Raw genomic sequence first — 13,586 nt, forward strand, 5'->3', positions numbered from 1 at the left:
TCGACAGGCAGTATGCTGAATATCCGTGCCTTCTGCTGCTCCGTGTGTATCGGTCCTTGGGTGTTGCCCGGGGGAGGGGGCACAGAGCAGACAACATTTCAACAACGCAATCGAATAGAATAAAGCAATAAAAGCACAATTCATGGACCTGAACTGGCAAGGACGCGAGTAAAGGGGATCGTGGGATATGACACCTAAGGATTATAAAAAATGGATACCGGCGGATGAATCCGGAATTCTCGGGAAGAAAGCCATACAGATAAATGACGCAGGAAGGCTGGCGCGCGCAGTCTTCCTCCATCCGCTGTGGGGCGGGACATACCGGGTCAATTCGGACTATTCCTGCAAACGTGAGTATATGAACTCCTTCCTCCTGTTCTTCATTGAGTCAGGCAGTCTTGATTATGTCTATGAGGGTGCTTCATTTACTGCTCATGCAGGAGACGTTGTTTTGCTGGACTGCAAAAACCATAATGATTACCGGTCAAGCGGGCTGACGCGATTCTCCTACCTGCATTTTCAGGGCAACGGCGTACAGGCATACGCTGACTATCTGCAGGATGTCAACGGTCCTTTGTTCACGGATTCTCAAGATGCCGGGGATGAACTTACCTCCATACTGGACCAGATGCGCTCCGGGGATGTGTCACTGTCGCGAAGACAATTGGACGAATTGCTCCACCGCCGTTTGGAGCATGTGTTGGTGCTGCTCACTCGCCGAGTCGATGAGAGCCTGGAGGTGCACTATGACGACAATGTACCCCCGGATCTGTCAGCGGCCATACGATACATCAATAGGCACTTCGACTCGGATGTATCCATCCATGCGCTCAGCAAGATTCTGAATACGAGCGAGTCGCAGCTCTCCCATGCTTTTAAGCGGCATTTGGACATGGGTGTGCATCAATTCGTCCTGGAATGCCGGATCTCGCATGCCAAGTATCTGCTGACGACCAGCAAGATCCCCATCGCTCAGATCACCAAGGAGTGCGGATTCACGGTGAGCTCGCACTTCTCGTCCTCCTTCAAGAAGCTTGTGGGAGTCTCGCCTTCCGAGTTTCGGCGGGAGTTTTCATAATCTGCAGATTTTCTGGAATGGCGATGCTCAATATTCAGATTTCTGCAGGGAAGATAAGAAAAGGTGTTTTCCCGGTCGATTGGCAGCAGTCGGGGAGTGCGTGGCACCCTACGATGCAATGAGAGGGACGCAGTGCAGCTCCCTCAATAACAAAGTAATTACAGCGATAGCAATTACATCGCCAAGGGAAAGTGAACGAAGATGACACTACGTATAGGAATCATCGGTGTTGGAACCATGGGTTCCGACCATGCCAAGCGTCTTTCGACCAGAATCAACGGTGCCACTCTCGCCGGCGTCTGCGATCTGATACCGGAACGGGCTCAGAAGATGGCTGATCTGTACGGGGCCAAGGTCTATGCAACAGGCAAGGACCTGATTGACTCCCCGGACATCGACGCTGTCGTGGTGGCGACCCTGCCTCATGAGACCCATGAGCAGTTTGTTCTTGAAGCCATCAAGCAGAAGAAGTATGTGCTCAGCGAGAAGCCTTTGACCACTTCCGCTGCCGGCTGCCGTCGCGTGGTCGATGCCGAGATCGCCGGAGGTAAGCGTCTGGTCCAGGTGGGCTTCATGCGCCGCTTCGATCAGGGCTACCAGGAGATCAAGCAGGCCATTCAGAACAAGACCTACGGTGAGCCCCTGCTGATTCATTGCGCCCACCGCAATGAGGACACCCCGCTCAACTACAACTCCGATATGGCCATTGTGGAGACTGCCATCCATGAGGTGGACGTGCTGCACTGGCTGCTGGGCGAGGACTATGACTCGGTCTTCTGCTTCCTGCCCAAGAAGCAGACCCGCCACACCCACAAGGGGCTGCATGATCCGCAGATCATCGAGATGGACACCAAGTCCGGCGTCCACATCGACCTGGAGGTCTTCGTCTGCAACCACATGGGCTACGACATCAACTGCCGTGTGGTCTGCGAGGAGGGCGAGATCGCCCTGCACACTCCGCAGAACACCATCGTCAAGGTGGCCGAGTCCGAGCGCGAGTCCATTCCCAATGACTTCACCGTGCGTTTCAAGGAGGCTTATGACCGCGAGATGCAGGCCTTCGTGGACGGCATCAACGCCGACCAGCTGACCGGCCCCACCTCCTGGGATGGCCTCATTGCCTGCGTGACCTGCGATGCGCTCTTCGCTTCGCGCGACGAGGGCGGCGTCCGCAAGAAGATCGAGCTGCCCGAGACCCCGTCCTTCTTCCAAGAGCAGTAAGGCGCGATCATGACGAACAACAAGGGCAAGGCGCGCAATCTGAAGGATCCCAAATACTCCAAGCTGTCCATCGGTGTATGCCCGGACCAGTGGGGTGTCTGGTTCGACAATGACGACAAGCAGATTCCTCCCCGTCAGACAATGAAGGAGATGGCTGAGGCCGGATTCGAGATTCTTGAAACAGGCCCCTGGGGTTACTTCCCCAAGGATCCCAAGGAGCTCAAGGCTTGGACCGATGAATACGGCATGAAGGTGGTGGCCGGAACCAGCTGGGGAGTCCTGCACAAGCCGGAACAATGGCCGGAGACCGAGCGGCACTTCCGCGAGATCGCCGAGACCCATGCCGCTGTCGGCGCAGAGTACATTGTGCATCTGCCGCCGCTCTACCGTGATGACAAGACCTGGGAGTGGACCGATGACCGCGTCCTGTCCCCCGAGGCTTGGAACACCTACATTACCAATGCCAACAAGCTGGGCAAGATCATGAAAGAGGACTATGGGCTGAAGATGGTCCTGCATCCTCATGGCGATTCCCATATCGAAACCCCTGAGGAGATCGCCAGGATCTTCGAGAACACGGATCCTGAATATGTGAATCTGTGCCTGGATACCGGCCATATCGTGTACGGCGGCGGTGATCCTATCGAGATGGTCAAGAAGTATCCTGAAAGGATTACCTACGTTCATATCAAGGCTTTCGACCCGGCTTTGGTCAAGGAAGCCCATGAGAAGGACTGGCCTTTCGGCGAAGCGGTGGCCCGCGGCGCATCGGTGACACCCCCGGCCGGCGAACCTGATATGCAGGAGTTGGTCGACGCCTTGGCGGCCTTGGACAAGGAGATGTATGTGATCTGCGAGCAGGATCTCTATCCTGCTGATCCCTCCTTCCCTCTGCCTAATGCGATCAAGACCCGCGAGTATCTCGCTTCCTGCGGTCTGGGTACTCTCTGATCCTCAATATGTCAACGGAACCGGTGTCTGGCGATGTGTATGCGAATACTGTCGGATGCCGGTTTTCTTTTTTCAACAGGCCCAGGGGTGGAGCGGGGCAGCAACAAGTATGGCTCTCGCAGTCAGATGTTCTGGTTGAGCCGATAGCCCTCACCCCGGCCCATTTTTTGACGGTCGTCGCATGTCGTAAACCGCCAATAGCTGGCGTGCGTATGTGTTTGTCTGAAAGGGATTACAGGTCATGGAAGTCATTTACGCCACGGTCCACGTCAAGGACGAGAACATGGACGAATTTTTGAAAGTGATGACTGAGCTTGCTCGCAAGTCAGCCGCTGAGCCACAATGCGGCGGCTACCATTTTGTTCAGCGAGCGGATAATCACAACGAATTTGCTTTCATCGAGTTCTGGCCCACGCCAGACAGCCACGAAGCCCACTGCCAGAGCCAACATTTCAAGACGCTTTTCCCTAAGATGTGCGACCTGACTGAGGAGGGCGTTCAGGACATCATCAGCAGTCAGCTGGTCTGATTCTCGCCTGCTGACATTGGCGTATCAACGGATGATCTCATAGAGGACAGCCCGGTCCGGTACCAGGGGCCGGGCTGCTTGGCTGCAAGTTTCAGTAGAGCAGGCTGGCTATGGTCTGCCGGGTGAGGGCGGCCATGGTCGCCATATCCTCTTCGCTGGCTCTGTCGGAGAAGATCTCGGGGCAATACCAGCCGTCGAAGCCAGTGGATTTCACGGCATCCAGCCATTCCTGCAGGGGGATGACGCCGCCTCCGATCATGGTGTTGCGGTAGATGTCCATGTTGGCAACATCCTTGCCGGGGGTCAGAGCCAGCCCGTCAGATACGTGAACGGCCTTGATCAGATCTCCCGGCAGCGCCCGCACGTCGTCAGGAGTATCCCCGGCCGAATAGAACTGCCAGGTGTCCACGGCCAAACCGATGTTGGGTCTGGAAGCCTGATCGATGACCTCCAGTATCTGCCTGCAGCGGTTGAGCGGAGCCCAGGCCAGGGGCTCCAGATAGATGCCTAGGTTGAAGTCGGCTGCGATGTCTGCAGCCTCTTGGACGTTTTGGGCGGTAACGCGGATCATCTCTGCCTCATCGCGTCCCAGGAAGCCTCGGTATCGGGGGTCATCATCGGCGAGCCTGCCCGCAGCATAGTCCTCGACCACCTCCCACCGTCCCGGTCCTGTGCACAGTTGGATGTACTGGGCCCCCAGTTCAGAGGCCACCTGGCACATGCGTCGCACCTCGTCCATCAGATCCCTGGCAGCGGATCCCTCCCGCTCGATGTCCTGAATGGACCCGATGTCGCTGACCGCGAGCCCGTCAAGCAGAGGCAGCAGGCTCTTTGCAGTGAATCCCTTGTCCAGGTAACGGTAGAGTTTGGGTGTCTGCAGGTCAATGCCGTCGTAGCCGGCCTCCTTGGCCAGACGTATATCGGTTCGTACGTTGCCGTACATGGTCACGGTCTGATTCATGCTGATGAGAGCCATGTCACTCCTCCTGATGCTTGTATGCGTTGTTGTTTTGTGTGGCATCACTTAACGCGTTGCCGGGCCTCCGCTTCTATCTGGGCCAAGGTTTTGCCGCGTGTCTCCGGAACCAGGGCCTTGGTGAAAAGGAAGGCGCCCGCGTTGATCAGTGCGAAAACGAAGAAGGAGCCTGCACCGCCCAGTTTTTCGAGCATGACCGGAAAAATCAATGTCAGTATGAAGCTGGAGGTGTTGACGGCGATATTGGCGTATGCCATCCCCTGACCCCTGACTGCGGTGGGGAAGATTTCGGCGATCATCAGCCAGGTGACGGGTGCCATGCTTCCTTGGGCGAAGAGCAGGTAAATCATCATGATGGCGATCAAGGTCCAGGACATAGCCTTGCTGGTGTTGCCTCCCTGAATGAAGAGGTAGCAGATGCCGATGGCGGTCAGGAATACGGTCACGCCGGCCGTGCCTATCAGCAGGTCGGTTCTGCGATCGATCTTGTCGATCAGAATCAGGCCAAATACCACGGCGGCTATGGCCGAGACCAGCATGACCGGCACCATGGCGATGACTGAATCAGTTGATCCGAATCCCAGCGTGGTCGAGAAGATGGTGGGGGCAAAGAAGTTGATGGCGTTGACTCCGGAGAACTGCTGCATGACGGCCAGGCCTATGCCAACGATGAGCACCCGCCGGAGCCAGGGCGTGGAGAAGCTCTCCTTCTTGGCGTGCTGTGAGTCTCGGCTGGAGGAGGCCAGACTGGCCTGCATGGACTCATAGGTCTGCTTGGCTTCCTGTTCATCGCGTGTGGAGAGCAGGACGCGCACGGCCTGATCGTCCATGCCATGGCGAATGAAGTAGTTGGGTGTGTCATGAATAAGAAATGCGATGATGACCAGGCAAAGCGCGGGCACTACGCTGGCCCAGAGCATGGCATGCCAGTCGGCGACCTTGGCCAATATGGCGTTGACGCAGGTAGCCAGGAGCTGCGCAATATTGATCATTACCGAGTTGACAGACACCAAGCGGCCGCGTTTGTCCGCCGAAGCCAGCTCGCCGATGGCCATAGGCACCACGCAGGAGGTGAATCCAACACCCAGTCCGACTGAGATTCTGGCAATGAGGAAGAGGGAGAAGTCGGTCGCCAGTGCACAGGCCGCGCAAGCCAGCAGTGAGATGCAGGAACCGGTGATGATCATTTTCTTCCGGCCGTATCGGTCGGCCAACGAGCCTCCCAGGAAGGATCCCACGGCAGCGCCCAGGAGGAGCCCTGCTGTCAGGACTCCCTGTTGGAAGGCGTTGAGTCCCTGTCCGTGGAAGTTCATGGTGACCAGGGCCCCCGATAGGACCACGGTTGTGTAGCCATACAGACCGCCTCCGAAAATGCCCAGAGCGATCATGAGTCTGGAGTATCGCCGTCGGTTGGCGGCTAGCTTCTCTATGTCGAGGTTGCGGCTGATCTCCCTATAGGTGGTGGACATGGGTGTTCCTCCAAGTTGGCATGATGCCGTATCCAATGCTCTGACATCGTTATCGGCGGTGGATCTGACTGCTATAAGCCTAAGGAAAATTGAGCGTCCCAATGAGGGGGAGAGGCGTTTTCTATAAATACTGATATCAGATGTGCGCGTTTCCGAAACAACAAGAAGCGAACACCAACCAAGATATTGATGGTCGGCGCTCGCTTCTTGTGGAAGGAGGATGGTCGGTCTTGCAGGCGATCAGGGAATAAGGAGCGTGTACTTGGTGGTCAGGTACTCGTAGATGCCTTCGCTGCCGCCCTCACGGCCCATGCCGGACTGCTTGACACCTCCGAAAGGCACTGAAGCATCGGAGAGGACACTGGAGTTGATGGCGAGCACGCCGGCTTGAGCATGGCCTTGGACCCACTCGCTGCGCTTGATCGATCTGGTGTAGGCATAGGCGGCCAGACCATAGATGGTGTTATTGGCTGCCTTCATTCCTTCTTCGTCGCTACTGAATCGGGAGATAGGCAGCACGGGGCCGAAAATCTCCTCACGGAAGACTTCGCACTCCCGCGGCACATGGTCCAGGAGTGTGGGCTGGAAGAAGCATTTGCCGAGATCGGAGCGATGGCCGCCTGCCAGCAGGTCGGCCCCGGCATCCACGGCATCTTTGACGATGCGCTCCATGCGGTCCACTGCCTTCTTGTTGATAAGCGGCCCGATATCCGTGGAGGGGTCCATGCCGTCCCCGACTTTCAGAGCGCTGACCGCCCGCTGAAGCTTGTTGACGAATTCATCGGCTATGCCGTCCTGGACGAAAATTCTGTTGGCGGAGGTGCAGGCCTGGCCGTTGTTGCGGAACTTGGCCATCATGACTCCCTGGACTGCCTGGTCGATGTCCGCATCGTCGAAGACCAGGAAGGGGGCGTTGCCACCCAGCTCCATGGATGTGCGCAGAACCTGGTCGGCGGCCTGCTTCATCAGGGTCTTGCCAACCGTGGTGGAGCCTGTGAAACTGATCTTCCGCAGTCGACCGTCGGCGAAGAGCGCATCGGATATTTCGGGGGAGTGCTCTGAAGTAATGACGTTGACTACTCCGTCGGGAACGCCGGCCTGGCGGAGGACCTCAACCATGGCCAGAGTTGTCAGCGGCGTCAAACCGGCGGGCTTGACAATCATGGTGTCACCGGCTGCCAGCGCAGGTCCGATTTTCCGGGTGGCCATAGCCAAGGGGAAGTTCCAGGGCGTCACCAGATAGCAGGGGCCCACGGGATCGTGGGTCACCAGGCCCTTGCGGCCGTCGGGCAGGTGGAAGGTCCGTCCATATGAGCGCATGGCCTCTTCGGCAAACCACTTGAGGAAGCCGGCTCCATAATCGACCTCGCCCAGGGCTTCCTGGTATGTCTTGCCCATTTCCTTGGTCATGAGCTCGGCAAAGAGCTTCTTGTTGTCCATGACCGCCTCGTAGCTGTTATCCAGCAGATTTCGGCGCTCGACGGGCGTAGAGGCTGCCCAGCCTTCGGCGCTGGAACTTGCGGCATCCAGGGCATCAATGGCATCCTCAGCTCCGGCATCGGCCAGTTCGAACAGGCGCTCGCCAGTTGATGGGTTGTCGACGGCGAATGTTCGTCCCGTCCGGGATTTCCTCCATTGCCCGTTGATAAACAGGGTGTTCGATGCCTCTGGCAGCACTGTGTCGATTTTCTTTGTCCACTTCACTGTGTGTCCTTTCTCATCAAGGCGTAAGCGGTGCTAGTCCGGCCCGGGTCTTGGCTCATGAGTCGAATTCGATGATTTGCCGCAAGGCCTGGCCCCTGTCGAGGTCGTCCATGGCTTCGTTGATGTCGTCAAGCCTGATGTGATTGCTGATGAGCTTTTCCACCGGCAGCTTGCCGTCCAGCCATAGTCGGGCATATCTGGGTATGTCTTGAGCGGGGACCGCCGATCCCAGGTAGCTGCCGATGACGGTTCGTGCCTCACCGGTGATGACGCTGGATGGCAGTGACGCTCTGACCGAGGGATCCGGGAACCCTACCGTGATGGTTTTGCCACCGATGTCCGTCAGTTCGAAGGCCTGGTCCAGGACTCCTGGAGCGCCGGCTGCCTCGATGACGATAGGCGCTTTGATGCCCTTGCTTAGGGCTTCGTCAACCGTGTAGACATCGGTGGCGCCCATGCCCAAGGCATCGTTGAACTTATCCTTGTTGCGGTCCACCCCTATGACCCGGCCTCTGCCCAGTGCTGCAGCCGTCAACAGGGCGCTCATGCCGACTCCGCCCAGTCCGACCACCATGACATCCTGCCCGTCCTGGGGATCGGCGGCGTTGAGCACGGCGCCTCCGCCGGTGAGGACGGCGCAACCCAGGACGGCTGCTATGGCAGAGGGAAGTTCCTCAGGGACAGGCACAGCTGAGCGTCGATCGACGACGGCGTAGGTGGCGAAGCCGGAGACACCTACGTGGTGATATATCCGCTCCGGTCCCTTGTGGATGCGAATGCCACCGTTCATCAGGGTGCCGGCCTGATTGGCCTTGGAGCCAGGAGTGCAGGGCAGCCGGCCGCCTGTCAGGCAGTTGGCGCACTTGCCGCAGCGAGGCAGAAAGGCCAGGGTGACATGCTGCCCGACCTTCAAGTCCTCGACCCCAGGCCCTAAGGCCTGCACGATGCCCGTGGTCTCATGGCCCAGCAGCATCGGCATGGGCCTCGGTCTGCTGCCGTTGACGACCGACAGGTCTGAATGGCAGATGCCGGAAGCGGTGACCTTGACCAATATCTCGTCCTGCTGGGGCGGATCCAGTTCAAGGTGTTCGATAGACAGCGGTCTGGTCCGTGCATACGGGCCGGGCGTACCCATCGTCCTCAGCACAGCGCCGGTGATGTCCATATAGTGCTCTCCTTGTTGGTGGTTGGAGTTGTTCTGTTGCAATAGAAATCTGCGATCCGAGCCCCTTTTAGTCGATCATGGGCAGCCGGTCATTGCGGGGCTGGCTCTGCAGGGCTTGATTGATCCAGGTCTGATCGTCGCGGATGGTCACCTTCCAGTCGCGCTGTCCGCCGCCGCCCATCACATTCAGATAGTAAAGGTCGTATCCGGGGGCGGCGATGGAGGGACCATGCCAGCCGTAGGGGATGAGCACCGTATCGCCGGGATGCACTTCGGTCATAATATTCAGAGGCCGTTCGTCGGCTGTGCTGGCACCTTGGTAGGCCAGGGGCCGGGCCTGGTCAGGGGCACCCGGCAGCGCCCTCATCTGGAAGTAGTAAATTTCCTCGAGAGCGGTCTCATGGTCATTGTTCCGGTCATGTTTGTGGACGGGGTAGGAGGACCAGCTGCCGCTGGGGGTGATGACCTCGCATACCAACAGCCGTTCAGCTTCGATGTTGTTCATCATGCCGAAGTTTCGGGCCTGCCTGGAGGTGGGCCCGTTGCCCCTGAGGACGGTTTCATTGTCTTCCGCCTTGACCAGCTGATCTGGGTAGTGGGTGCTGGCGGGCGCTGATGCGACGGCGACCCGCCCCCCCCCCCCCCCCCCGATGAGTCATCCTGTCTCCTTTATTCAATCCTTTGACTTCCGCTGTCCCAAGGCGCGCTCTTCGGCCTCAATCTCCTCCAGGCTTTTCCCTCTGGTCTCGGGAATCATGGTGATTGCAAACACCAGGCATCCGATGTTGATAAGGGCGAACAGCAGATAGGTTCCCGAGCCTCCCAGGCCGTTGAGCAGGAGCGGGAAGATCAGCGACAAGAGGAAGTTGGCCAAATTGAGCGCTATGTTGGCGTATCCCATGCCCTTGCCACGGACGCTGGTGGGGAAGACTTCGGCCATCAAGAGCCATGTGACCGGCGCTACCATGCCCTGCACAAACACCAGATAGATCATCATCATGGCAATCATGACCCAGGAGGCAGTACGGGAACTGCTGGAGGGATCAATAAAGCGGTAGCTGATGCCGATAGCGACCAGGAAAATAATCGTGCCGACCAGGCCGACAGTCAGAATGGTCCGTCGATTGATTTTGTCGATGAAACCCAGGCCGCCTATTGTGGCGGCGATGGCGGAGACCAAGATGACAGGTACGGTGGCCAGTATGGACATGGATGGTGCAAAGCCCAAGGTCTTGGTGAAAATAGTGGGGGCGTAGTAATTGACCATATTCTGCCCGCTGAGCTGATTAATCAAAGCCAGCCCGATCCCAATTATCAGCACCCTGCGCAGCCATGGTGTCGCAAAACTGCTGTCGGAGTTGTTCTGGGCGGCGGTTTGACTGCTGTTCTCACGGGCCTGGGAAAGCGATTTGAAGGTCTGTTCGGCCTCGGGCAGGTCCCGGGTTTCAGTCAGAAGCTGGATGGCCTGATCCTGCAGACCGTGCCGAATCAGGTAATCGGGGCTGTCCTTGATGACAAAGGCTATCAGCAGGAGCAGGATACCTGGGACGACGGCCGCCCACAGCATGGCCCTCCAGCCGATGCCCATCTGTGTCAGGATGGCGTTGACTGACACAGCCAGGAGCTGTCCGACCACGATCATGACTGAATTGACCGAGACGATGCGTCCCCTATTGGCGGCTCCGGTCATCTCCCCCAGATAAATAGGGACGATGGTCGATGTGAAGCCGATTGCCAGGCCGAGAATGACCCTGCCCAGGCAAAGGATAAGAATGCTGGGCGTTACAGCGCAGATTACTGCCCCGGGGATTGCCAGTACTGCTCCGGTCAGGATCATCTTTTTCGGCCCAAGGCGGTTGTTCAGGTTGCCGCCCGCAAAGGCGCCTACCGCTGCGCTCAGCAGCATTGCCGAGGTGATGAGCCCCTGTTCGAAGTCGGTGGGACGGCCCAGCTGGCCTGATCCTATGTTCATGGTTATCAGTGCGCCGGATAGGGCTGTCAGCGTGTATCCATACAGCCCCCCTGCGCACAGTCCCAGGCATATCATCAGCCGAGTGTAACGGGTGCGGCGTTTGGATAGCTCAGCGGGGCTCTCGGCTTTAGCCAGCGTTTCAAATGACGACATGGCCATTCCTTTCAGCTGATACTGTCTGGCACGACTCTGTCTCCAGACATTGGTTGTTCTCCAGTTCTAGGCCACAACCTTGCATCCTCCAGGGGTGATCCTGACAGGTCTGCAAGTATTTATAAGATTCCTAGCCATTTTCTAAGACGGCTTCATTCCGGTTCAACCTCTGCCTTGGGCTGTCGGAGGGCAGGAAGAAAGGCATGGCATTGCGGGGTACCGGGGCGATATACAAAAAATGCAGGATAGTTATGAAATCACTTGCTCTTATACCTTGGTTGCCAAGAGCGCGGCCGACGACGGCCATGATTGACCTATGGACCGTTAACCCTAGCGAACTAGGGCAAGCGGTGACGGTTCCCCGCAGGCCTAGTCCATGGCGGACAGCGCGGGGTTTGCATTACCCCAGTTTGAGAGGGTCACGGCGGCTAATAGGAAAGGTGCGAGGAAATGATAGGGACGAGCAAGACTGATAATACAGTCAGGCTGACTGTTGGACAGGCCGTCGTTCGCTTTCTGGAGGTCCAGAAAGTGGAAAGGGATGGGCAGGTATCCACCTTCTTCGGCGGGGCTCTGGGCATTCTGGGCCATGGCAATGTAGCCGGGGTCGGGCAGGCGCTCTTGGAGGAGATCGACCGATTCCGTTTCATCCAGGGGAAGAACGAGCAGGGCATGGCACATATAGCCGTCGGCTACGCCCGCCAGATGAACAGAATGGGAGCCATGGCCGTCACTACCTCGATAGGACCCGGTGCTGCGAATATGATCACTGCGGCTGGCACTGCGACGGTCAACCGTCTGCCGGTCCTTTTGCTTCCCAGCGACTATTTCTCGACCCGACGGACAGGCTCGGTTCTGCAGCAGATTGAGAATGAACAGTCCAACGATATTTCCGCCAATGACTCCTTTAAGGCCGTCAGCCGGTACTGGGACCGAATCGACCGGCCCGAGCAGCTGTCGGCCTCCCTGATGAGAGCCATGGAGACTTTGACCAACCCAGCCACCACCGGCGCTGTGACGCTTTGTCTGCCTCAGGATGTGCAGGCCGAAGCCTATGATTTCGACCTCGACCTCTTCCGTGAGCGGATTTGGCGAATCCCCAGGACCAGACCAGACAAGGATTCCCTGGCTCAGGCTGCTGAGGCCATCAAGAGTTCGAAGCGCCCGCTGATCATTGCTGGCGGAGGCGTCGTGTATTCGTCGGCCAGCAAGGTTTTGGCGGAATTCGCCGAGAAGACCGGGATTCCGGTCGGAAGCACCCAGGCAGGCAAGGGCGCCCTGCCCTATGACCATCCGATGAACTCGGGCCCCATGGGTGCTCTGGGACTGCGCTTTGCCAACCGCCTGGCCCACACTGCAGACCTGATCATCGGTGTCGGCACACGCTATACGGATTTCACCTCGGCATCCAACACGATGTTCCAGAATCCCCAGGTGCACTTCGTCAATATCAACGTCCTGTCATTCGATGCGCACAAGGAGGCAGCCATTCCGGTCATTGGCGATGCCCGTGAGACGCTGAGCGAGCTGCAGGAGGTTTTGGGCGATTGGCAGGTGGACGAGGATTATCGCAGTGAGGCCGTGGCCAAGGCTGATGAGCAACGGCAGGCTGTAGACCGCATGGTCCAGCATATCCCGGGCACTGAGGGGCTGGGGCAGAAGGAGGTCATCGGCATCGTCAACGAATTCGCCCGTCCCCAGGATGTGGTCGTAAACGCCGCCGGGTCCATGCCCAGCGATCTTCAGAAGCTCTGGAAGGCGGGTAGTCCGCTTGGCTACTCGGTCGAGTACGGCTATTCCTGCATGGGCTATGAGATTCCTGCAGCCCTGGGTATGCGAATGGCTGATCCGAGCAGGGAGATCTTCTCCTTCATCGGCGATGCCTCCTTCATCATGTACCACCAGGATGTACTGACGGCGATTCAGGAGCGGGAGAAAATCATATTGCTGCTCTTGGATAACGGCGGTTATGGATCGATTCATTCACTGTCCATGCAGGTCGGCTCTCAAGGATTTGAGACCAAGTATTACTACCGGGGAGATAACGGCCGTCAGAATCTTAAGGAACCGCTGCAGGTTGATTTTCCCAAGATTCTTGAAGGGTATGGGGTCAAGACCTATACCGTCGAGGATGCGGACCAACTGCATCAGGCTTTGCGAAAAGCGCTCGCCAGTGATCAAATCACCGCCATCTATGCAAAGGTGGCACCGGTGGAACGTGACGATGCAGCCGACGCTTACTGGGAGGTGGCCACTCCTGAGGTGGCGCATATCGAATCCTCGATAAAAGCCCATCAGGAATACGAGAGAATCCGCGATTTGCAGCGGAACTATCTATAACCTGCGGATTTCGGGAATGTCCAAAATT

General features: G+C 57.7%; 11 protein-coding genes. 5 read left to right on the top strand and 6 right to left on the bottom strand.

The features are described from left to right. Window positions 1-187: 187 nt before the first annotated feature. The 4 genes from H3T93_RS05580 (at window position 188) to H3T93_RS05595 (ending at window position 3,779) form a co-directional block, all read left to right on the top strand. Entirely contained in the window at window positions 188-1,078 is an 891-nt protein-coding gene (locus H3T93_RS05580; RefSeq protein WP_144177635.1) for an AraC family transcriptional regulator, read from the top strand. A gap of 201 nt (window positions 1,079-1,279) precedes the next feature. After that, window positions 1,280-2,299, top strand: a complete 1,020-nt coding sequence (locus tag H3T93_RS05585; RefSeq protein ID WP_144177634.1) for a Gfo/Idh/MocA family protein — start codon at window positions 1,280-1,282, stop codon at window positions 2,297-2,299. A gap of 9 nt (window positions 2,300-2,308) precedes the next feature. Beyond that, entirely contained in the window at window positions 2,309-3,250 is a 942-nt protein-coding gene (locus H3T93_RS05590) for a TIM barrel protein (RefSeq protein ID WP_046323415.1), read from the top strand. A gap of 241 nt (window positions 3,251-3,491) precedes the next feature. Further along, window positions 3,492-3,779: a putative quinol monooxygenase gene (locus H3T93_RS05595; protein ID WP_144177633.1), complete on the top strand. Its 288-nt coding sequence runs from the start codon at window positions 3,492-3,494 to the stop codon at window positions 3,777-3,779. 91 nt (window positions 3,780-3,870) lie between these two features. Here H3T93_RS05595 and H3T93_RS05600 read toward each other — a convergent pair whose 3' ends face one another. From H3T93_RS05600 to H3T93_RS05625, 6 genes are all read right to left on the bottom strand, one after another. Then, window positions 3,871-4,755, bottom strand: coding sequence for a sugar phosphate isomerase/epimerase family protein (locus H3T93_RS05600; RefSeq protein WP_046323413.1), 885 nt, complete (start codon window positions 4,753-4,755; stop codon window positions 3,871-3,873). Window positions 4,756-4,799: 44 nt separating this feature from the next. Then, window positions 4,800-6,224, bottom strand: a complete 1,425-nt coding sequence (locus tag H3T93_RS05605; RefSeq protein WP_144177632.1) for a sugar porter family MFS transporter — start codon at window positions 6,222-6,224, stop codon at window positions 4,800-4,802. Between the two features lie 240 nt (window positions 6,225-6,464). Next, window positions 6,465-7,928, bottom strand: coding sequence for an NAD-dependent succinate-semialdehyde dehydrogenase (locus H3T93_RS05610; protein WP_144177631.1), 1,464 nt, complete (start codon window positions 7,926-7,928; stop codon window positions 6,465-6,467). A gap of 55 nt (window positions 7,929-7,983) precedes the next feature. Next, window positions 7,984-9,093: an alcohol dehydrogenase catalytic domain-containing protein gene (locus H3T93_RS05615; protein WP_110425843.1), complete on the bottom strand. Its 1,110-nt coding sequence runs from the start codon at window positions 9,091-9,093 to the stop codon at window positions 7,984-7,986. Window positions 9,094-9,160: 67 nt separating this feature from the next. Then, window positions 9,161-9,745 carry a 5-deoxy-glucuronate isomerase gene (locus H3T93_RS05620; protein ID WP_198214748.1) on the bottom strand — a complete coding sequence of 195 codons (585 nt, stop codon included), beginning with the start codon at window positions 9,743-9,745 and terminating at the stop codon, window positions 9,161-9,163. A 21-nt stretch (window positions 9,746-9,766) separates the two neighbouring features. After that, window positions 9,767-11,218, bottom strand: a complete 1,452-nt coding sequence (locus tag H3T93_RS05625) for a sugar porter family MFS transporter (protein ID WP_186363981.1) — start codon at window positions 11,216-11,218, stop codon at window positions 9,767-9,769. 450 nt (window positions 11,219-11,668) lie between these two features. On the opposite strand from H3T93_RS05625, the gene iolD reads away from it, so the two are divergent. After that, window positions 11,669-13,558 (top strand): 3D-(3,5/4)-trihydroxycyclohexane-1,2-dione acylhydrolase (decyclizing), encoded by a 1,890-nt coding sequence (gene iolD / locus H3T93_RS05630; RefSeq protein WP_144178302.1) that lies wholly within the window; start codon window positions 11,669-11,671, stop codon window positions 13,556-13,558. The last annotated feature ends 28 nt before the right edge of the window (window positions 13,559-13,586 follow it).

This window comes from Bifidobacterium sp. M0404 (genome assembly GCF_016101415.1).
Lineage (GTDB): Bacteria > Actinomycetota > Actinomycetes > Actinomycetales > Bifidobacteriaceae > Bombiscardovia > Bombiscardovia polysaccharolytica.